The sequence below is a fragment of the Bradyrhizobium sp. USDA 336 genome, from assembly GCF_044908355.1.
Classification (GTDB): domain Bacteria; phylum Pseudomonadota; class Alphaproteobacteria; order Rhizobiales; family Xanthobacteraceae; genus Bradyrhizobium; species Bradyrhizobium yuanmingense.
Map to the genome: position 1 here is coordinate 1,806,103 of NZ_JBIYDC010000002.1, position 21,710 is coordinate 1,827,812.

Here is a 21,710-nt window from a genome sequence, read left to right on the forward strand (position 1 = left end):
GTCGGGATCATGGCTGCTTGGCTCCACTTTCCGATGCCCCCGGCCCCGGCGCCGGTCCTGTCTGCCCCTTCTGGTCGCCTTCGCTGCTCTTGCGCTTGGCGCGCAACTCGCCGTCCTTGGCTTGGCCGTCCTTCTGCCCGTCCTTCTGGCCTTCGTTGGCACCATCCTTCTTCGGGGCGTCCGGTGCGCGTGAGCGCTTGCGCGGGGCAAGATCGGCCGACGGAGTCTGGTCGTCGCGGCCGACGATCACCTTGGAGCCGTCGGACAGATTTGCGAAGCCCGTGGTGACCACCCTCTCGCTCACCGACAGGCCGCTGGCGATCACGGCGTCATGCTCGTTCTGCTGGGTCACCGTCACGGGCTTGGCCGAGACGATGTTGTCCGCGCCGATGACGTAGCTGAAAGTGCCGATCGGCCGCGCGACGGGCCGCGCTGCACCGCCGAGGTCGGCACCACCAACGCCTGCGTCAAGGTCTCGACCTTGAGGCGGACGTTGACGAACTGGCCCGGCCAGAGCTGGTAATTGGCATTGGGGAATTCGGCCTTGAGCTTGAGCGTGCCGGTGGTCTGGTCGACCTGGTTGTCGATGCCGGTGAGCTTGCCGGTATCGATCACCGTGATGCCGTCATTGCCAAACACGTCGACCGCGAGCGGCCCCTTCGCCGCCGCCGCGTTGACGCGCATGATCTGCTGTTGCGGCAGGCTGAACCACACCGCGATCGGCTGCAATTGCGTGATCACCACGAGGCCCGTGGTGTCGGAGGCATGGATGATGTTGCCCTGGTCGACCAGGCGCAGGCCGACGCGGCCCGAGATCGGCGCCACGATCTTGGTGTAGCTCAGCGTCGCCGCCGCGTTGTCGATCGCAGCCTGGTCGGCCTTGACCAGCGCCTCGGTCTGCGCGACCAGCGCACGCTGGGTGTCGGCCTGCTGCTTGGAGCCGGCGTTGGAGGCGGCGAGCTGCTCGTAGCGCGCGAGGTCGATGCGTTGGTTGGCGAGCTGGGCCTGATCCTGCGCCTTCTTGGCAACCGCCTGGTCGTACTGCGCCTGATAGATCGCCGGATCGATCTCGCCGAGCACGTCGCCCTTCTTGACGTCCTGACCTTCCGTGAAATTGACCGCGATCAGCTTGCCGTCGACCTGCGAGCGCACGGTCACGGTGTTGAGCGCGCGGATCGCGCCGACGCCGTCGAGATAAACCGGCACGTCCTGGATGCGCGGGCTCGCCGCCAGCACCGGCACCGGCAGATCGGGGCGCTGATTGCGGTTGTTCGTCTGCTGCTGTTGCATGACGATCCAGCCGACATAGCCGAGGCCGCCGAGGATCGCGAGCGTGACCAGGGTCATGACGATGCCACGGCCGCGCGATCTCTTCGCCGTCCCCTCTCCCGCGCCCTGCTTGGTGTCCGGCTTAAAGAGCATTGACCGGTTTCTCCATTCGCGGCTCCCAGCCGCCGCCGAGCGCCTGGTACAGGCTGACGATGGCCAGAAGCCGTGCGAGTTGGGCCTGCGACAGCGCATCTTCCGCCTGGAACAGGGTCAGTTGGGTGTTGAGCACGGTCACGATGTCGGCGGTGCCGGCACGCAATTGCTGCTCGGAGAGATCGAAGGCGCGGCGCGAGGCGGCGACGACGTCACGCTGCAATTGCAGCCTGAACGTGGTCTGCTTGATCGAGAACAGCGCGTTGTCGACGTCGGCAAAGGCCTGGATGATGGTCTTGCGATAGGTTTGCAGCAGCTCGTCCTGCCGCGCCTTGGCCAACTCGAAATTCCCGAGGATCCTGCCGCCGTCGAAGATCGGCTGTGTCGCACTGCCCACGAGCTGGAAGAAGGCCGCATGCGGCTGGAACAGCGAGACCAGCGCCGAGCTCTGATAGCCGCCATTGCCGGTGAGCTGGATGGTGGGAAAGAACTGCGCGCGGGCATTGCCGATGTTGGCAGTGGCCGAGGCGAGCTGCGCCTCCTGTCGGCGGATGTCCGGCCGCTGCGTCAGCAGCTCCGACGGCAGGCCGGGCGTCACGCGCGGGATCGCGATCCGGTCCAGAGAGCCGCCGTGCACGCGCACGCTCTCCGGCGGCCGCGACACCAGCACGGCGAGCGCATTGACGTTCTGGTCCAGCGTCTGGCGCAATGGCGGCACCAGCGCCTTCTGGTTCGCCAGCACGCTCTCCTGCTGAGCGACGTCGAGATCGGTGCCGGTGCCGGCCCTGCGGCGCTCCCTGACCGCATCGAGGATGCGCTGCGCGCTCGCGATGTTGCGCTGTGAGGTCCTGATGCGGTCCTGCGAGGCCAGCACCTGGAAATAGGCGTTGGCGACGGCGGCGAGCGTCGTCAGCGCGACCGTGTCGCGATCGAAACGGTTGGCGTTCGCCGTCTCCTCCGCCGATTGCAGCGCGTCGCGGTTCTGCCCCCAGAAATCGAGCTGATAGCTCGCGCTCAGCGAGGCCGAATAATTGACGACCTCGCGCCCGCCGATGGACAGCCCCGAAGCGCTCGAGCCGGATGTGCGTGAATAGGACTCCGATCCGGCTGTCGAGACACTCGGCAGCAGCGCCGCGCCGGCCTGTCGCGCCTGCGCGTCAGCCTGGACAATGCGCGCCACGGCTGCGGCAATGTCGAGATTAACGGTCTGCGCCTCCTCCATCAGTTGCGTCAGCTCCGCGGAGCGGAAGCCGCGCCACCAATCCAGCGACGGCGGCGCATCGCCCTTGCCGGCATATTTGTAGTGCGCGGGAACGTCGAGCGCGGGATCGGGAAGATCCTGGGTCAGCACGCACGCCCCCGAGCCGGCAGCGAGACAGAGCACCGCAATCCATCGCGCCGCGCGCAGCGTTCCGAATGCAGAACCGAGAGACCGCCGCGAGGCGATCACTGGAACTTGCTGTGTCACATCCACCCCCCGCCGGGCAGATCAAGCCGCCGCAACGCTGCCGGATTAACCGATTCGCGGCGGGACGGTCGGGAGGCTTTGGACGACGCGCTCACAGTAATGATGCTTTCTGCGGAACCTGAGCTTCATACTAGCCGGGCCCGGAACGGCGGGACAGTGCCGCAATTGCGAGATGCCCGTGCCAACGAGGCGGGAGCGAACTGACAAGAATGCGAAAAGCGCCTGTCTCGCAGAGACTTTCTTCATTGCGAAACATTGGGAAACGTAAGCAAGCTTACCAAGATTTCATGTGATATCGCGGCCACACCCTTAGCTTCGCTCTTTATTCCCAACGCGTTGCACGCCTTCAGCTCAGTCCCACCCTCTGGGCGACGCACAACACCAGCCAATCTTGCCGAAAACGAAGCCGTCCAACGTACCGATATCTCTTTGGCCGTCACCGCGTCCACGTGTCCTGTCGCGACCCGTCTCGCCAGTGGCAAGAATCGGTCGCGACAGTGCTGATGGGGAGCGCAATCGTTCGTGCCCTGGCCGGGGTTCGGTCGTTTCCTCCTACCGATATCCCGCCTCGCGGCCGCGCGCATCAGCGCCGGTCTCGTCTCGGGCATATCACTGTTTCCGCGGGCGTTTCGGTCAGGTTCGCCGCAGCGCAAAAGCCTTCCCCTTTGGCCTCCCAAGCACTAGGTTCGGGCCAAAGCCGATCAACCCCTTGGTAGTGATTTCCCCCGACATGACCATTCGCAACGACGTTGTCGAAGCCATCGGCAACACCCCCCTGATCAAGCTCAAGCAGGCTTCGGAATTGACCGGCTGCACCATCCTGGGCAAGGCCGAGTTCATGAATCCCGGTCAGTCGGTGAAGGACCGCGCCGGCAAATGGATGATCCTGGAGGCCGAGAAGCGCGGCGAGCTGAAGCCCGGCGGGCTGGTGGTGGAAGCGACCGCCGGCAATACCGGCATCGGCCTTGCCGTGGTTGCGAGCGCGCGCGGCTATCGCACCCTGATTGTAATCCCGGAGACGCAGAGTCAGGAGAAGAAGGACTTTCTGAAGCTTTGCGGTGCCGAGCTGATCGAGGTGCCGGCCCTTCCCTACGCCAACCCCAACAACTACCAGCATGTCGGCCGGCGGCTCGCCGACGAGCTGCGCAAGACCGAGCCCAATGGCGTGCTGTTCGCCGACCAGTGGAACAACCTGGACAACGCCAAGGCGCATTACGAATCCACGGGGCCTGAGATCTGGGAGCAGACCGGCGGCAAGGTCGACGGCTTCGTCTGCTCGGTTGGCAGCGGCGGCACGCTCGCCGGCGTCAGCCGCTATTTGAAGGAGAAGAACAAGAACATCCGCATCGCCTGCGCCGATCCCCACGGTGCCGGCATGTACGAATATTTCAGGACCGGCGATCCCAAGGCGACGCCGGGCGGCTCGATCACGGAGGGCATCGGCCTCAACCGCGCCACCGCCATCGTCGAGACCGCCAAGGTCGACGATGCCTATCTCATTCCCGACACCGACGCGGTCAGTGCGATCTACGAGCTGCTCCAGCACGAAGGTCTGTGCCTCGGCGGCTCGACGGGCATCAATGTCGTCGGCGCGATGCGGCTTGCGAAGCAGCTCGGGCCCGGCAAGACGATCGTTACCGTGCTGTGCGATTCCGGCAGCCGCTATCTGTCGAAGCTGTTCAACGCCGACTTCATGCGCGCCAAGAACCTGCCGGTGCCGGAATGGCTGGAGAAGCGCAGCAACATCAAGCCGCCCTTCGTCTGATCGTCACACGCATCATCGGGCCGAGGGCGCAGATCCACAAAATCTGCGCAGTTCGGCCGGCTCAAGCGACCCGCCCGCTTTCCGAGGCCGCGGCACAATAGTCGCGCCAGAACTTGCGGTAACCCTCCTCGACCCTGCGCGTGTAGGTTTCGACATTACCCGCGGCCGAAGCCGCGATCCGGGCCGGCAATTCCGCGCGCAGCTTTGCCAGATGCGCGGGCTGGGCAGCGAATTTGCACGCGATAGCGGCGTAGCCCTCGTCGTCCTCGGCCAACCAGTCGTCAAGACCGACGGCGGCCACGATGGAGCCGCCGGCGCGCGAGGATGCGCCGTGGCCGAGCTTGGCGACGACCGGAACGCCCGCATAGAGGGATTCCCAGGTGCTGACGCCGCCGTTCTGCGGAAACGGATCGAGCGAAATATCGACCAGCGCGAAGGCTCGCAGATGATCGGCGCGCTCGGACGAGCCGAGGCAGGTGATCCTCTCCTCGGCGATCCCGTGGGCGACAAAGCGCGCGAGCAGGCCGTCGCGCACCAGGGGATCGTCGAGCAGCGTATGCTTGATGATGATCTTCGATCCGGCCACCTCCCGCATCACGTTCGACCACACGCGAATGGCCTCGTCCGAGATCTTGTTGACGCGGTTGAACACGCCGAAAGTGACGTAGCCGTTGCGAAGCATGGGAAGCTCCGAAGGCGGCACATCCAGGATGGGATCGATCGTGATCAGGCACGGCAGGTCATAGACTGTTTCGGCCAGCAGATGCCGCGCCGATTGCGGAATGAAGACCGGATCCGCGAGCACGTAGTCCATCGTCCGAAGGCCCGTACCGGTCGCGTGCCCGAAGCCCGTGACCTGGATGGGAGCCGGCTTGCGGGCGAAGACCTGAAGCCTGTTGCCCGACGAGTGCCCGGACACGTCGATCAGGATATCGACCTTGTCGGCCTCGATACGATCGGCCAGTTCGTCGTCGAACATCTGCCAGGCATCGACCCATCCGTCTGCCGCCGACTTGAATTCGGCTGTGATCGCATCTCGTGTCGGCGAACACGAATAGCAGACGACCTCGAAGCTGGCATGATCGTGATGGCGCAGCACCGGCAGCAAGCCGAACGCCGCCGAATGATACCAGAATTCGGCGGAAACATAGCCGATCACGATCCGCCTGTCGGGATCGAGCTGCCGGGGGGCGAGCTTCCTCTGCGGCACGCGGGCACCGATCGCTTCGCCCCAGGACCTTCGCGTCGCCTGCTGGATCGTGAAATCGGCGTCGGGCAGAAAGTCCAGATAGTAGATCTTCCGCGCCATCAAGTCTGGATCCGGCGAGATCGCCAGCGCGGCGTCGAGATGTTCGATTGCGGACGCGATTTCTCCCTGATTTGCAAAACAGGAGCTCAGCAACGCCAATGCGATCGTGGAACGTGGATTTTGCTCGAGCAAGGTCGTGCAGGCCAGGATCGCCTGTGCGGTGTTTCCGAGGCTAAGCGAGACCTCCGCCTTTCCCCGCAAGGCCATCTCGAACCGGGGCGAAAGCGCAAGTGCCGCATCGAAGTCCGCCGCCGCCTGTTCCAGCCGCGACAGCGCAGAGTTGAGGCGTCCGCGCTGCGCTAGAATCTTGGCCGAATCGGGCTTGATCGCGAATGCCGCTGCGAGCGCAGCTTCCGCCTCATCGTAGCGCTTGAGCTCGATGCTGACCACGCCCTTGCCGATGAGTGCTTCGACGTGGCGCGGCTGAAACAACAAAGCGCGATCAAAGCTCTGCCTGGCGCGGTCAAACCGGAACAGCGCCAGCTCCGCCACGCCACGATTGCAAAGCGCGTCGGCGTAGTCGGGCTTCAGCTTGATGGCGCGATCGTAGACCTCGATGGCCTGCTCGGGCAGGTTCATCTGGAGCAGGGTGTTGCCGAGACCGGCCAGGGCCGGCGTAAAATTCGGCTTCAGCGCGATCGCTTTCTCCTGACAGGCGCGCGCCGCTTCCAATTTCTGAAGCACGAAATAGAGCGCCGCGAGATTGCTCTGAGCCTCGTGCGAACGCGGATCGATCGCAATCGCGCGCTCGAGCAGCTGTTGCGCCTCGTCGAGGCGCCCGCCCTGCTGCACGCTGAGGCCGAGCACGTGTGTGGCGTCGAAATGATCCGGAACGGCTTGCAAAATCTGGCGGCAGAGCGCCTCGCTCTCCGCATATCTGCCTTGGCCATAGGCGCTCGCCGCTGCGGAGATGACGGCGTCGGCCTGCTTCTTCAATTTCTTCTGCAATCGCGCATTCTGGAATGCGCGCGCGCCGACGCTGCTCTGCAAGGTGTCTCTCCGGAAGATGGCCCAAGGCCGAGTCTAACTGATTCGCGCACCGACCCGGCCGGGCTGCCGGACCAGAAATCCGTCCGGGATATCCCGGGGGTCGCCTGCAGGATGCGGCTCAGGAGCTGCCAGGTGCGTCCGCCCCGCTGACCGCAGCGTCGCCGTGCTCGGCGGCAGCGGCACAATAGTCGCGCCAGAACTTTCGGTAGCCCGCCTCGAGCTCACGCGTGTAGATCTCGACATTGCCGGCGGGCGAGGCTGCGATCTGGGCCGGTAAGCCCGCGCGCAACTTCGCCAGATATTCGGGCTGCGAGGCAAACTTGCGGGCGATCTCGACATAGCCGTCGTCGTCCTCCGCGACCCAGTCGCCGAAGCCGATGGCCGCCACGATGGAGGCGCCGGCACGCGAGGAGGCTCCAATGCCGAGCTTGGCCACGACCGGAACGCCCTTGTAGAGGGATTCCCAGGTGCTGATGCCGCCGTTCTGCGGGAACGTGTCGAGGGAAATATCGATCTTGTCGAAGGCCATCAGATGGTCGTCACGCGAGGTGGTGCCGAGGCAAGTGATGTCCTCCTCCGCAATACCCTGTGCGATGAAGCGTGCGATCAGGCTATCGCGCAGCAGGGCGTCGTCGAGCAGACCATGCTTGAGGATGATCTTCGATCCCGGCACTTCCCGCATGATGCGCGACCACACGCGGATCGCATCATCCGAGATCTTGTAGATGCGGTTGAACACACCAAAGGTGACGTAGCCGTTGCGGAGCATCGGCAGCTCGGAGGGCTTTAGATTGGTGACCGGCTCCATCGTGATCAGGCACGGCAGATCGTGGATCTTCTCGGGAAACAGGTGCCGGGCCGATGGCGGAATGAAAATGGGATCGGCGAGCACGTAATCCATGGTCGGCATGCCCGTGCCCGTCGCGTGTCCAAAGCCGGTGGCCTGGATCGGAGCCGGCTTCCGCGCGAAGCATTGCAGCCTGTTGCCGGTCGTGTGGCCGGAAACGTCGATCAGGATGTCGACATTGTCGACCTGAATACGATCGGCGAGCTCGTCGTCGGAAAGGTCCCAGGCGTCGACCCAGACGTCCGCCAGCGCCTTGAACTTGGCGGTGTACTCATCCGCGCCCGGCCAGGAGTAATAGCAGATGATTTTGAACTTGGCGTGATCATGATGGCGCAGCACCGGCAGCAAGGTCAGCCCCGCCGAATGTTGCCGAAACTCGGCCGCGACATAGCCGACCACGATCTGCTTGTCCGGATCGAGCGGCCGCTTCGGCAGCGTCCGCCGCGGCTGCTTGGAGCCGATCCTGTCCCACCACTCGCGTCTTACCGCCTGCTGGAGGACAAAATCGGCCTCGGCGCGATAGTCCTGAAGGAAGATCTTGCCCCTGATTGCATCCCCATAGTCCGGCCTGATCGCCAGCGCGCGATCGAGATACTCGATCGCAGAGTCCATGTCGCCCTGGTTCGAATAGGCAAAGCCCATCAGCGCCAGCCCCATCTCGGAGCGCGGATTCTGCTCGATCAACGCCGTTGCCGCCGCCGTCGCCTGTGCGGTCTTTCCCATCACGAGGCAGACCTGCGCCTTGCCCCGGAGCGCAAGCTCGAGCTTGGGCGAGACCGCGAGCGCCGCATCGAAGTCCGCAAGCGCGGGCTCCAGGCGCTGCAGCTCGTAACTGAGCCGCCCGCGCTGGGCCAGGATCCTCGGCGAGCCCGGCTTGATCGCGAGCGCCATCGCAAACTTGGCCGCCGCCTCCTCGTGGTGCCGGAGCTCCATGGCGACCATGCCGAGGCCGACGATCGCCTCGGCGTGGCGCGGCTGAAACAGCAAGGCGCGATCGAAGCTCTCCTTGGCCTTCGTGACCTGTCCCAGCAAGATCTCGATCATGCCGCGATTGCAGTACGCGTCGGCGTAATCCGGTTTGATCTTGATGGCGCGTTCGTGCATCTCGAGCGCCTGCACGTACTGCCCCAGATGCATCAGCGTGTTGCCGAGATTGGTCAGCCCGACCGCGAAATTCGGCTTCAGCGCGATCGCCCTCTCCTGGCAGCGCCGTGCTTCTTCGAGATTGCCGAGATCGAAATGCACGGTCGCGAGGTTGTTGTGGGCATCGTGCAGGCGCGGATCGAGCGCAATCACGCGCTCGAGCAGCTCCCTCGCCTCTTCCAGGCGCCGACCGTCATGGGCGCACATGCCGAGCAGGTGCATGGCATCGACATGATCCGGAAGCGCTTTCAGGATCTCGCGGCACAGCGCCTCGGTCTCGGCATATCGGCCCTGGCCATAGGCGTCCGCCGCAGCGGCAATGACGGCGTCGGCCTGCTTCATCAACTTCTTCTGCAATCGCGCATTCTGGAACGCGCGCGCGCCGCCGACGCTCTTCTGCAAGGTGTATCTCCGGAGGATGCCCTCAGCAGAGTCTAACTGATTCGCGAGCTTGGCCCGCCGGTCACCGGAGTCCTATCGCCTCCGGGATTTCCCGGGGCCCGGCGCAAGATCCTCCTACGCCACCTCCGAAGCGGCGGCACAATGATCGCGCCAGAACCGGCGATAAGCCGCTTCGACCTCGCGCGTGTAAAATTCGACGTCGCCGGCCGGCGAGGCTGCGATCCGAGCCGGCAGATCCGCCCGCAGCTTTGCCAGGTAGGACGGCTGCGCCGCATATTTGCACGCGATCGCTGCATAGCCCGCGTCATCCTCGGCGACCCAGTCCTCCAGGCCGACGGCGGCGACGATGGAGCCGCCGGCGCGCGACGAGGCGCCGCTGCCGAGCTTGGCGACCACGGGAACGCCGGCATAGAGGGACTCCCAGGTGCTGATGCCGCCGTTCTGCGGGAAGGTGTCGAGGGACATGTCGACCATCGCGAAGGCCCGCAGATGCTCGGGGCGCGAGGTCGAGCCCATGCAGATGACGTTCTCTTCGGCGATCCCGTGTGCCGCGAACCGCGCGACCAGCCGATCGCGCAGCAATGGATCCTCAAGCAGCCCGTTCTTGATGATGATCTTCGATCCCGTCACCGCATGCATCACGTTCGACCACACCCGGATGGCCTCGTCCGAAATCTTGAAGATGCGGTTGAACACCCCGAAAGTGACGTAGCCGTTGCGGAGCATGGGTGGCTCTGAAGGCGGAATGTCCAGAATCGGATCGATCGTGATCAGGCACGGCAGGTCATGGACCTTCTCGGCCAGGAGATGACGCGCCGATTGCGGAATGAAGATCGGGTCCGCGAGCACGTAGTCCATGGTTTGAAGGCCTGTCCCCGTGGCGTGCCCGAAGCCTGTGACCTGGATCGGCGCCGGCTTGCGGGCAAAGACATGAAGCCTGCTGCCGGTCGTGTGCCCGGAGACATCGATCAGAATATCAATGCCATCGGCCTGGATGCGGTCGGCCAGCTCGTCATCGGACAATTGTGCGGCATCGACGAAGACATCCGCGAGAGGCTTGAATCTCTCCGTCATCTTGTCCTGTACCGGCCAGCAGGAATAGCAGACGATCTTGAACTGGGCGTGATCATGATGACGCAGCACCGGCAACAGAGAGTATGCCGCCGAGTGGTTCCTGAATTCGGATGCGACGTATCCGATCACGATCTGCCGGTCCGGATCGAGCTGCTGGGGCGAAAGCGTCCTTTGCTGCAGCTTCGCGCCGATCGCGCCCCACCAGTATTTCCGCGCGGCCTGCTGGGCGGCGAAATCGGCCTCCGGCAGGTAGTCCAGCACGAAGATCTTGTATCCGATCGCCTCCGGAAAATCCGGCGCGATCTCGAGCGCGGCGTCGAGGTGCGCGAGCGCGGTCGCGATGTCTCCCTGGTTCACGTGGCAGGCCGCCAGCAGCGCCAAACCCATCTCGGATCGCGGATTGACCTCGAGCAGCGTCTTGACGCCTGCCATCGCCCGCGCCGTGTTTCCTGCGAGAATGTCGATTTGCGCCCGCCAGCACAGCGCGAGCTCGAGCCGTGGCGATTGCGCCAGCGCCGCGTCGAGGTCCGCGGCCGCCTGCTCCAGCCGGGACAAACTTAGGTTGAGCCGTCCACGCTGCAGCAGAATCCGCGGCGAACCCGGCTTGATCGCGAGCGCGGCGTCGAAGGCGGCGCCCGCCTCCGCGAAGTGCCGGAGCTCGAGGCTGACCATCCCCCTGCCCGCGATCGCCTCGGCGTGCGATGGCTGAAACGACAGGGCGCGCTCGAAGCTCGCCTTGGCGCGCTCGAACTGGCCCGTCATCAATTCCGCCATGCCGCGGTTGCAAAACGCATCGGCATAATCCGGCTTCAGCCTGATCGCCCGTTCGTGCAGCCCGATCGCCTCATTGCCGAGGCCGATATGCAGCAACGTATTGCCGAGATTGGTCAGGGTGATCGGACAATTCGGCTTGAGCGCGATGGCCTTCTCCTGGCAGGCGCGGGCGCCAGCGAATTTCTCCAGCGCGAAATAGACCGTCCCGAGATTGCCGTGCGCATCGGGCGAACGCGGATCGAGTGCAATTGCACGCTCGAGCAGGAATTCCGCCTCATCGAGCCGCCCGCCGTCGAACGCGCGCAGGCCGAGCAGGTGCGTGGCATGGAAATGATCCGGCACCTCCTTCAGGATTTCGCGGCAGAGCATCTCGGCCTCATCAGGCCTGCCCTGCCCGAGTGCCTCGATCGCGAAGGCCATGACGGCGTCCGCCTGCTTCTTCAGCTTCTTTTCCAGTCGCGCATTATGGTATGCGCGCACACCGGCACTGCTCTGCAAGGTCTCTCTCCGGAGGATGGTCCGAAGAGAGGCAAGCCGATTCGGATGGTGCCAGGCTTGCGCTCAGACCGGCGAGGCCACAGGTCGCCGGGCTCAGCGCAGAATCTGGCTCAGGAACAGCTTCGTGCGGGCGTGCTGCGGAGCGGCGAAGAACTCGTTCGGAGTGTTGGCCTCGATGATCTGCCCGGCGTCCATGAACACGACGCGGTTGGCGACCTCGCGGGCAAAGCCCATCTCGTGGGTGACGACCAGCATGGTCATGCCTTCCTCGGCCAGGTCGACCATGGTGTCGAGCACCTCCTTGACCATTTCGGGGTCGAGCGCCGAGGTCGGCTCGTCGAACAGCATCACCTTCGGGTTCATGGTCAGGGCTCGGGCGATCGCGACACGCTGCTGCTGGCCGCCGGACATCTGACCCGGAAACTTGTTGGCCTGGTGCGGGATCTTGACCCGCTCCAGGAACTTCATCGCGGTCGCCTCGGCGTCCTTCTTGGGGATGTTGCGGACCCAGATCGGCGCCAGCGTGCAATTGTCGAGCACGGTCAGGTGCGGGAACAGGTTGAAGCTTTGGAACACCATGCCGACTTCACGGCGGACCGCGTCGACGTGCTTGAGGTTCGGCCCGAGCTCGATGCCGTCGACGACGATCTCGCCCTCCTGGAATTCCTCCAGCGCATTGATGCAGCGGATCAGCGTGGACTTTCCCGAGCCCGAGGGGCCGCAGATCACGATGCGCTCGCCCTTCTGCACCGCCAAATCGATGTCACGCAGGACGTGGAATTCGCCATACCATTTGTTCAGGCCGGAAATCTTGACGATGGGCTCGGACATGGTGGTCTCGATCAGTTGCGGCGGTGGGCGTTGAGGCGATGCTCGACGAACAAGGAATAGCGCGACATGCCGAAGCAGAACAGGAAGTAGATGATCCCGGCGAAGGCGAAGCCGGTGAACGCCGTCGACGGCGTCGACCATTTCGGATCCGCGAACGAGGCGCGCAGCGAGCCGAGCAGATCGAACAGCGCCACGATCGAGACCAGCGAGGTGTCCTTGAACAGCGAGATGAAGCTGTTGACGAGGTTCGGAATGACGTGCCGCAGCCCCTGCGGCAGCACGATCAGCGAGGTCGTCTTCCACCAGGACAGTCCGAGGGCGGCGGCCGCCTCGCTCTGCCCGCGCGGGATGGCCGCGAGCCCGCCGCGGACGTTCTCGGCCTGATAGGCGCCGGTGAACAGCGCGATGCCGATCAGCGCACGCACCAAGCCGTCGACGGTGAAATTGCCGGGCAGGAACAGCGGCAGCATGTAGGTTGCGAAGAACAGCACGGTGATCAGCGGCACGCCGCGCCAGAACTCGATGAAGGCGATCGAGAAGATCCGGATCAAGGGAATGGTCGAGCGGCGGCCAAGTGCGAGCGCGATGCCGATCGGCAGCGAGGTGACGATGCCGGTGACGGAGACCACCAGCGTCACCAGGAGGCCGCCCCACAGATTCGTCGTCACGATCGGCAATCCGCCGTGGTCGAGGTCCATCAGCCTGATGACGAGGGCGATGCCAATGAAGGTGGCGACGCTCGATGCAAGAGCCCGCCCGCCGGTGCGAACACCACCGCCGAGAACGAAGGCGATCAGGCAGACGATCGCGCCCGTGACGGCGAAATCCGCCCAGACCGGCTGGCCCGTGCCCTGGATTAAATCGCGCAGCCAGGTGAGCGGAAAGATCAGCCAATGGGTCACCGTGCCGAGCAGCACGATGAGGCTCCCGAGCGCCCACAGCAGCGGACCGACCGCGGAGGTCCTGCTCGAGGTGAGCAGCGCCTGTCCGGCACCGACGATGCTCTCGTCGAACAATTGCAGCAGGCCGGCCGTCCAGCTCAGCCCGAAGCCCTTGATGCCGCCGCCGTGCAGCAGGAAGAACGCCACCACCGGAAAGGCGACGAAGAACAGGCCGGCATTCAGGCTCTTCGCCGGCAGCCGCGGAATGAGCAGCGGCAACAGCAGGACGACTGCAAGCAACAGCGTCAAGTTCACCCGCCAACGCTCGGCCTCGGGATAGAAGCCGTAGATCAGTTGCGGGAGCTTCGCCTGGATGTAGGGCCAGCAGGCGCCGACCGCAAAGCCGGCGTTCTCGGCGAGGCACGCGGTGCGGTCCTTACCGCTCCAGACCGCATCGACCATCAGGAACTTGACGGAGGGGACGATGGTGAACCAGAGCAGCAAGGCGCCGACGATCGTCAGCAGGATGTTGGTCGGCGAGTTGAACAGGCGCGTGCGCATCAGGCCGATGAAGCCCGTCGTCTTCACCGGCGCCGGACGCTCGGCGAGCAGATCCTGGCGAACGAAGCTGGATGACATGACATCGCTCATGCGCCGAGGCTCCGGCTGACGCGCCAACCGTAGACGCTCATGATCGCGCTGGTGAGGAGCGAGATCAGGAGATAGACGCCCATCGTCATGGCGATGATCTCGATCGCCTGCCCGGTCTGGCTCAGCGACGTTCCGGCAAACACCGACACCAGGTCAGGATAGCCGATCGCGACCGCCAGCGACGAGTTCTTGGTGAGATTGAGGTACTGGTTGGTCAGCGGCGGCACGATGACGCGCATGGCCTGCGGCACGACGATGAGGCGGAGCGTGGCGCCGCGGCTGAGGCCGAGCGAAGATCCCGCCTCCATCTGCCCCTTGTGAACGGACAGGATGCCAGCGCGCACGATCTCGGCGATGAAGGCGGCGGTATAGGTCGCCAGCGCCACCGTCAGCGCCACGAATTCCGGGATGATGCGTGAGCCGCCGGCGAAGTTGAACCCCCTCAGCTGCGGCAGCTCGAAGGTGAAGGGCAGACCGAACACCAGCATCGTGGCGAGCGGAAGCCCAAACAGCATGGCCAGCACGGAAGGCCAGATGCGGATCACCTGCCCGCGCTGGAACAGCGCTCGCCTTGCGTAGACGCGCAGCGCCAGTGAGGCGACGATGCCGAGCGCCAGCACCGCCAGGAACGGCGCGAGACCGCTCTGACCGATCGGGCTGGGAATGACGAGGCCCCGATTGCTGATGAAGGCAATGCCGAACAGGGAAATGCTCTGCCGCGGATTGGGCAGAGCCGCGAGCACCGCCAGGTACCAGAACAAAATCTGGAACAGCAGCGGCAGGTTGCGGATGACCTCGACATAGATCTCGCCGACCCGTGCCAGCAGCCAATTGGGCGACAACCGGCACAGCGCGACGATGAAGCCGATCACCGTGGCGAAGACGATGCCCACCACGGAGACCACGAGCGTATTCAACAGCCCGACCACGAACACGCGCAGGAACGTGTCCGAGCCGGTATAGGAGATCAGGGTCTGGTTGACGTCGAAGCCGGCATTGTTCCTGAGGAAGCCGAAGCCGGCGGCGATGTGCTGGTTCTCGAGATTGGCCCGCGCATTGGAGACGATCTCGTAGCCGATCCAGCCCAGGATCGCCGCGAAGGCAAACTGGACGGCAACGCCGTTCCAGCCTGCCTTGCCGCCCAGAATGCGCCGGATCTTCAGCGCGATCTGGGGCGGCGGTTTTCGAGCCTCGGTGCTCATGCCGCTGCCGGCCGATCAGGGCTGATCAGCGGATCGGCGGCGCGTACTGAAGACCGCCCTTGTTCCAGAGATTGTTGACGCCGCGATTGATGCCGAGCGGCGAACCGGCGCCGACGGTGCGATCGAACACCTCACCGTAATTGCCGACGGTCTTGACGATCCGCACCACCCAATCCTTGGTCAGGCCGAGCTGTTCGCCGAAATTGCCGTCGCTGCCGAGCACGCGCTTCAGCTCGGGATTTTCCAGCTTCGCCTTCTCGTCGATGTTCTTCGAGGTCACGCCGAGCTCTTCGGCGGTGAGCATCGCGAACAGCGTCCATTTCACGATGTCGAACCACTGGTCGTCGCCGTGCCGCACCATCGGACCGAGCGGCTCCTTCGAGATGATCTCGGGCAGCACCATATGGTCGTTGGGGCTGGCGAGCTTGAGGCGGTTGGCGTACAGGCCCGACTGGTCGGTGGTGAAGACGTCGCAGCGGCCGGCTTCATAGGCCTTGACGGTCTCGTCGTTGGTGGCGAACGCGATCACCTCGTACTTCATGTTGTTGGCCTTGAAGTAGTCGGCGAGGTTCTGCTCAGTGGTGGTGCCGGTCTGCACGCAGACCGATGCGCTGTTGAGCTCGAGCGCCGAATTCACCTTGAGCGACTTCTTCACCATGAAGCCCTGCCCGTCGTAATAGGTCACGCCGGTGAAATTGGCGCCGAGCGAGGTGTCGCGCGAGATGGTCCAGGTGGTGTTGCGCGAGAGCACGTCGATCTCGCCGGATTGCAGCGCGGTGAAGCGGTCCTTGGCGGACAGCGGCACGAACTTGACCTTGGTCGGATCGTTGAAGATGGCGCCGGCAATGGCGCGGCAGACGTCGACGTCGATGCCGGTCCAGTTGCCCTTATCGTCGGGCGACGAGAAGCCCGGCAGGCCCTGGCTGACGCCGCAGGACACCATGCCCCGATCCTTGACGGTCTTGAGCGTTTGCGCATCGGCGGCTTGGGCGGTGAGGCCGGCGGCGAGAGCAAGGGAGAGAGCCAGGGTTACGCGTTTCATGGGCTTTGGGCCTTTCAAGGTCGTCTCAAGGTCAGGAATGTTGTCTTAGGATCGTCTCTGCCAAGCCAGGTCCTTCAAGAATCCGGCCTTGCAAGAGTCATGCTGGAAAACCTTGCCGAACACTCGCCGATCTCGGGAGGCCATACCTTCATCCCCGCCGCCGGCGCCCGCCATCTCTTGGCTGTGACGCGACGTCCGGTCAGGCAATGGATCGAAGGTCGCGGCAGGCCCCTCAACATGCGGCGACTGAATAGCACCTGCGCATCACAGAACGACTAGCGTTCCGGGTCAAGGGGTTGACGGGACTCTTCTGTGTTCTGTTATTAACGACCGCGGCCTTTCGGTCGGCCCAGGGGCGCGATGCGTCCGGTGGAAACGCGGTTTTGAAAGCAGGCGCATGGATTCTTCGTCCCCCCAAGAGCAGCACGCCGATACCCGGCTGGTCACCTCCGGCCGCGACACCAAGGCGCAGAAGGGGTTCGTCAATCCGCCGGTCTTTCACGGCTCGACCGTGCTCTATCCGACCGCAGAGGACCTGCACGCCCATCGCGGCGAGTTCACCTACGGCCGTCACGGTTCCCCGACCACCAAGGCGTTCCAGGAGACGCTGATGGCGCTGGAGGGTCCGCAATGCGCCGGCGTCGGTATCGTGCCGTCGGGGCTGTCGGCGATCTCCACCACCCTGCTCTCGGTGCTGAAGGCCGGCGACCACATCCTGGTGGTCGACAACATCTATCGGCCCTCGCGCAATTTCTGTAACGGCATGCTCACGCGCTACGGCGTCGAGACCACCTATTTCGATCCGATGATCGGCGCCGGCATCGACAAGCTGTTCAAGCCCAACACCCGGGCCGTTCTGGTGGAGGCGCCGGGCTCGCAATCGTTCGAGATGCCCGACATTCGCGCCATCGCCGAAGTCGCACATGGGCGCGGCGCGCTCGTCATCGACGACAACACCTGGGCGACGCCGCTCTATCACCGCTCGCTCGACCAGGGCGTCGACATCAGCATGCAGGCCGCCACCAAATATATCGGCGGTCATTCCGACATCATGTTCGGCACGATCTCGGCCAACGCCAAGGCCTGGCCGATGATTGCCGAAGGCATCCGCCTGCTTGGCGTCTGCGCCGGTCCCGACGACGTCTTCCTGGCGCTGCGCGGCCTCCGCACGCTATCGGTGCGGCTGGCGCAGCATCATCGCTCCGGGCTCGAGATGGCGCGCTGGCTGGCGGCGAGGCCCGAGGTTGCGCGCGTGCTGCATCCCGGGCTTGAGACTGATCCCGGTCATGCGATCTGGAAGCGCGACTTCACCGGCGCCTCCGGCCTGTTCAGCATCGTGCTGAAGCCAGCGCCGCAGAAGGCGGTCGACACCATGCTCAATACGCTGAAGCTGTTCGGCATGGGCTTTTCCTGGGGCGGGTTCGAGAGCCTTGCAATTCCCTTCGATTGCGATGCCTATCGCACCGCGACCAAATGGGCGCCCGGCGGCCCGACGCTGCGTCTCCACATCGGGCTCGAGAACACCGACGACCTCAAGGCCGATCTCGATCGCGGCTTCGCTGCCCTGAAAGCGGCCATGTGAGCATCAGGATTGGGCATCTCGCCCAGCAACGTGCCAGGCTTCAACAAGCGGAGCCGAACGCTCGGTCAGCGGTCCAGCGTCTTTGAGGCGGTGCCGCGGTTCTTCCAGATCAGCATGATGTTTCTGATATAGATGATGGTCGCGAGCGACTGTCCGAGGATGATGACGGGTTCGCGCTTCACGACGCCATAGACCAGCGTCATCAGCCCGCCGCCCATCGAGCAGAACCAGAACGCCATCGGCACCACGCTGTTGCCGGCGCGCTCGCTCGCGATCCACTGCACCAGGAAGCGCGCCGTGAAGAACAGCTGCGCGACCAGGCCGAATGCCAGCCAGAAGTCGAATTTGGCGACGAAGACGTCATAGAGATAATTGCTCAGCGCCTGACCGTATTGAATGATCATGCGTTCACCTCGGTCACTTCAGGCGTCGCCTTCTTGCGGCGGATCAGCCACCAGACGCCGGCGAGATCCATGATGCCGATCCACAGCCGGTCGAAGAAACCATAGTTGGACACGCCCGAATGGCGCGGCCGGTCGATCACGTCGACATAGGCGATGTCGTAGCCTTCGCGGCGGACCAACGCGGGAAGGAAGCGATGCAGCCCGTCGAAATATGGAAGCATCAGGAAAACGTCACGCCGGAACGCCTTCAGCCCGCAGCCGGTGTCGCGCGTGCCGTCCTTCAGGATGGCGTTGCGAACGCCGTTAGCGACGCGCGACTGGAATTTCTTGAAGCCGGTGTCCTTGCGCCCGATCCGCTGGCCGGCCGCGAGACCGACGCGCCCTGCCCCCTTCTCGACTGCCGCGATCAGGTCGGGCAGGAAGGCCGGATTGTTCTGGCCGTCGCCATCGAGCGTCGCCACGATCTCCCCGCGCGCCGCGCGCACGCCGCTGCGCACGGCCGCCGACTGGCCGCCCGATCGTGCATGGCGAAGCTGACGCAGATTGCTCCGCTGCTTCATGATGGCGCCAAGCCGCTCGCCGGTGGCGTCGGTCGAGCCGTCGTTGACGTAGATGATCTCATAGGGCCAGCGGCCATCGAGTGCCGCGCCGATCTCCGAGATCAGCGGCGCGATGTTGTCGGCTTCGTTGCGCACGGGAACAACGATGGACACCGAAGGCTGGGACGTCGACAAATCGAGGCTCGTGGTTGGAATTGACCTGCCCAGGGGAACCGGCGGTCCCGGCAGGCAGCCGCTTTTATGGGGCGGATGCCCGGTGGGCAACCCTTTTGAGGCGGTCGGAAAACGTCCCTGAAAGCGGCACAATGGTGCCGTCGGCGCGGATGGCAAATCCGAGCTTTCGGGCCGCGAACCAGTAATGAACGGCCATGGCGCCCACCGTTCCGACCAGAGCGCCTGCGACCACGTCGCTCGGATGATGCGCCAGCAACACCAGGCGCGTCAGCACGATCACGATTGCGTAAGTGAACATGAAGACGCGCAGACGCGGCCACAGTGCCGAGACGGCAAACGCCAGGGCGAACGCGGCCACGGCGTGGCCTGACGGCAGGCTGGCATAAGCCCCCGTCCCCTCGAACGGGACGAAGTTGAACGGATTGGCCTTGCCCCCGACGAACGGACGTCCGCGGCCGATGACATATTTCAGGATTTCGGCGACGAAGGCTGACACGGCAACCGACAGAAACAGGAATTGCAGCCGCGTACCGAAGCCGAGCAACAGCGCGCGACGCCTCCCGTGCAGCCCTGCCGCAACGAGCGCCAGCACCACCAGCGCAGCACCCAGCACCGAGAGGATATACTCGTCCTTGCCGAAATCGGTGAGGATGCGGATCGGCCACAGGCTCGGCGTGCCGCGCGGCGGCATCAGCAGGATTTCGGTCTGATCGAACGCGACCATCAGCACGATGACGAGCGCTGCACCCGCCGTGGCAATCCATAGCGAATGCCGCGCCAGCTTCCGGGCGGCCTCGGCGCGGCGCGAATGCGAGGGCGACCGCACGAGCTGCGCCAGCGCGCGCCAGGATACCGCTAGCAATTGCGCGGGATAGCCGGCATGCGGCGCAATGTCGGTCGGGGCCCGCACCCTATTCGGTTCCTTCCGAGCGGAAGATCGAGATCGAGATCGCGCGCCCTTGCGAGAAATTATAGCCGTCGATGCGCGCGCCCACCTTGTAGCGCAGCCCGATCGCCTCGGCGCGCTGCACGAAGCTGCGCTCCGAGCGCTGCTCGATCAGCGCGAAGCGGCAGCTGCCCTGCCGCAGGAAATCCGCCGCACCGGAGCCGTCGGTGAGCAAGGTCCGGGTGCCCGCCAGGAAGACGAGGCTCGGCTCGTGATAACCGGCCGCAGCCGCCTTCGGTCCGACGCAGGTGACGTTGCGAAGCGCGCGCGCGATCTCGATGCTGGGAAACAGCGGCGTCAGCGATGGCAGCACGATGCCGTAAATCGTCACGGCGAGCATCAGGCCTGCGACCAGGGCGTTGAGCAACGAGCGCTCGGCGCGGTTGGTATCGAAGAGCCACCAGGCGAACAGACCGAAGATCAGCGCGGCCGCGATGAACGGCCAGGCCACGAAAGCGGGCTGCCGCGTCAGTATCACCGAGCCGACCACCGCAATGATGGAGGCGGCTGCGGGGATCGCGAACCACCAGGCCGAGCCGCGCATCAGCCAGGAGCGCGACAGAACGCGCCGCTCCACCGCGCCGGCGGTGAGGATCGCTATCGCGGGATACAGCGGCAGCACGTAGTGCGGCAGCTTGGTCAGCACCGCCTCGAACACGATCCAGGACGGGATCAGCCAGGCCAGCAGGAACTGCGCACCGGGCTCGCGGCGGGCCCGCCACACCGCGGGCGCCGCCATCGCCGCCAGCGGCGCACCTGGCCAGAACGTGATCCAGAACAGCGCCAGGTAAAGTCCGGGCGGTGCGCCGTGGGATTCCTGGGCGCCGAGCTTGCTCAGCATGTCGCCGCCGACGGAGGTGGTGAAGAAGGTCTCGCCCGCGCGCCAGAAGATCGCGACGAACCAGGGCAGCACCAGCACCAGCATCCACATCAGGCCCCAGACAGGCCGCAGCTTCCACAGCCAGGAGGCGTCGCGGTCCTGGATCGCGAGCGCGACGATGGTCAGGCCTGCGAACATCAGGATCAGAGGGCCCTTGATCAGGATGCCCACGGCGAGTGCGGTCCAGAAGATCGCGGGCCAGCTCCAGGGCGGATGCGTCTCGTCCTCGGCGCGCTGCCAGGACAGATAGGCCCGCGCCATCGCGCCCATCGCGGCGACCACGCAGAGCAGCAGCATGGCGTCGGTCTTGGCCAGGCGCGCCTCGACGCCGAGCAGCACGGAGGCGCACATCATCAGCGCCGCCAGCACCGCGGCACGTCGTGTTATGAATCCGAGCGCGGCCCAATAGGTCATCAGCACGGCGCCGATCGCCCCCATCAGCGACGGCAGCCGGTAGACCCAGATACGCAATTCGGCCTTCGGCAGCTTGAGCATCGATGCGGCTTCGAGGGTCGCCGATTGCAACCAGTAGATGCCGACCGGCTTCTTGTAGCGGACGTCCTCCTGAAAGCGGATGTCGACATAGTCGCCGCTCTCGACCATCTGCTTGGTGGCCTGGGCAAACCGCGCCTCGTCGCGGTCGATCGGCGAGATGGTGAAGAAGCCCGGCAGGAACAGCAGCAGCGCGCACAGCACCAGGAAGCCGACTGCGCGCGGGTGGCTGGCCGTGACGATGTCGAGCATGCGCACGAGCCCGCTGCCCGGATTTGTGGGCGATTTCGACTCGCGGGGGGCACCAAAACGGGGGCTGGGGTAGGTCTCGGCCATTGGTTCCGCTTACGCTGAAACCGCCATGGCCACAACC

General features: G+C 64.8%; 14 protein-coding genes and 1 pseudogene. 2 read left to right on the forward strand and 13 right to left on the reverse strand.

The genetic code is table 11. The features are described from left to right. Nucleotides 1–7: 7 nt before the first annotated feature. Together ABIA45_RS09340 and ABIA45_RS09345 are read right to left on the reverse strand one after the other, a co-directional pair. Nucleotides 8–1,422 (reverse strand): annotated as a pseudogene (locus ABIA45_RS09340) (efflux RND transporter periplasmic adaptor subunit). Beyond that, nucleotides 1,412–2,896 (reverse strand): efflux transporter outer membrane subunit, encoded by a 1,485-nt coding sequence (locus ABIA45_RS09345; protein WP_271542152.1) that lies wholly within the window; start codon nt 2,894–2,896, stop codon nt 1,412–1,414. Before ABIA45_RS09345 ends, ABIA45_RS09340 begins: the two are co-directional and overlap by 11 nt. A 724-nt stretch (nt 2,897–3,620) precedes the next feature. Here ABIA45_RS09345 and ABIA45_RS09350 point away from each other — a divergent pair. Then, nucleotides 3,621–4,655, forward strand: coding sequence for a cysteine synthase A (locus ABIA45_RS09350; protein WP_035999544.1), 1,035 nt, complete (start codon nt 3,621–3,623; stop codon nt 4,653–4,655). A gap of 61 nt (nt 4,656–4,716) precedes the next feature. On the opposite strand, the gene ABIA45_RS09355 is transcribed toward ABIA45_RS09350, so the two are convergent. The 7 genes from ABIA45_RS09355 to ABIA45_RS09385 all read right to left on the reverse strand — a co-directional run bounded on the left by ABIA45_RS09355 (nt 4,717) and on the right by ABIA45_RS09385 (nt 16,299). Then, on the reverse strand, nt 4,717–6,954 hold the full coding sequence (locus tag ABIA45_RS09355; protein WP_404651805.1) for a tetratricopeptide repeat protein: 2,238 nt from the start codon (nt 6,952–6,954) through the stop codon (nt 4,717–4,719). Between the two features lie 118 nt (nt 6,955–7,072). After that, complete coding sequence (locus ABIA45_RS09360; protein WP_404651807.1) at nt 7,073–9,346, reverse strand: tetratricopeptide repeat protein; 2,274 nt, start codon at nt 9,344–9,346, stop codon at nt 7,073–7,075. Nucleotides 9,347–9,460: 114 nt separating this feature from the next. Further along, a complete protein-coding gene (locus tag ABIA45_RS09365) occupies nt 9,461–11,692 on the reverse strand; it encodes a tetratricopeptide repeat protein (protein ID WP_404651808.1) in 2,232 nt (743 codons plus the stop codon). A gap of 93 nt (nt 11,693–11,785) precedes the next feature. Then, the gene (locus ABIA45_RS09370) at nt 11,786–12,523 is read right to left on the reverse strand and encodes an amino acid ABC transporter ATP-binding protein (protein ID WP_271542147.1); all 738 of its coding nucleotides are present in this window, start codon (nt 12,521–12,523) and stop codon (nt 11,786–11,788) included. 11 nt (nt 12,524–12,534) lie between these two features. Continuing rightward, nucleotides 12,535–14,055 carry an amino acid ABC transporter permease gene (locus tag ABIA45_RS09375; RefSeq protein ID WP_404651809.1) on the reverse strand — a complete coding sequence of 507 codons (1,521 nt, stop codon included), beginning with the start codon at nt 14,053–14,055 and terminating at the stop codon, nt 12,535–12,537. Then, nucleotides 14,052–15,257, reverse strand: a complete 1,206-nt coding sequence (locus tag ABIA45_RS09380) for an amino acid ABC transporter permease (protein ID WP_404651810.1) — start codon at nt 15,255–15,257, stop codon at nt 14,052–14,054. The genes ABIA45_RS09375 and ABIA45_RS09380 overlap by 4 nt, the downstream gene beginning before the upstream one ends. Before the next feature lie 25 nt (nt 15,258–15,282). Beyond that, the gene (locus ABIA45_RS09385) at nt 15,283–16,299 is read right to left on the reverse strand and encodes an amino acid ABC transporter substrate-binding protein (protein ID WP_057029155.1); all 1,017 of its coding nucleotides are present in this window, start codon (nt 16,297–16,299) and stop codon (nt 15,283–15,285) included. Nucleotides 16,300–16,696: 397 nt separating this feature from the next. Here ABIA45_RS09385 and metC point away from each other — a divergent pair, with 397 nt between their 5' ends. Further along, nucleotides 16,697–17,881 (forward strand): cystathionine beta-lyase, encoded by a 1,185-nt coding sequence (gene metC / locus ABIA45_RS09390; RefSeq protein ID WP_404651811.1) that lies wholly within the window; start codon nt 16,697–16,699, stop codon nt 17,879–17,881. Nucleotides 17,882–17,946: 65 nt separating this feature from the next. Here metC and ABIA45_RS09395 read toward each other — a convergent pair whose 3' ends face one another. From ABIA45_RS09395 to ABIA45_RS09410, 4 genes are all read right to left on the reverse strand, one after another. Continuing rightward, a complete protein-coding gene (locus ABIA45_RS09395; protein ID WP_025036223.1) occupies nt 17,947–18,285 on the reverse strand; it encodes a lipid-A-disaccharide synthase N-terminal domain-containing protein in 339 nt (112 codons plus the stop codon). Further along, the gene (locus tag ABIA45_RS09400) at nt 18,282–19,019 is read right to left on the reverse strand and encodes a glycosyltransferase family 2 protein (protein ID WP_271542143.1); all 738 of its coding nucleotides are present in this window, start codon (nt 19,017–19,019) and stop codon (nt 18,282–18,284) included. Before ABIA45_RS09400 ends, ABIA45_RS09395 begins: the two co-directional genes overlap by 4 nt. A gap of 64 nt (nt 19,020–19,083) precedes the next feature. Beyond that, nucleotides 19,084–19,929, reverse strand: coding sequence for a phosphatase PAP2 family protein (locus ABIA45_RS09405; RefSeq protein ID WP_271542142.1), 846 nt, complete (start codon nt 19,927–19,929; stop codon nt 19,084–19,086). Nucleotide 19,930: 1 nt separating this feature from the next. Beyond that, the gene (locus ABIA45_RS09410; RefSeq protein ID WP_404651812.1) at nt 19,931–21,673 is read right to left on the reverse strand and encodes an ArnT family glycosyltransferase; all 1,743 of its coding nucleotides are present in this window, start codon (nt 21,671–21,673) and stop codon (nt 19,931–19,933) included. Between the last annotated feature and the right edge of the window lie 37 nt (nt 21,674–21,710).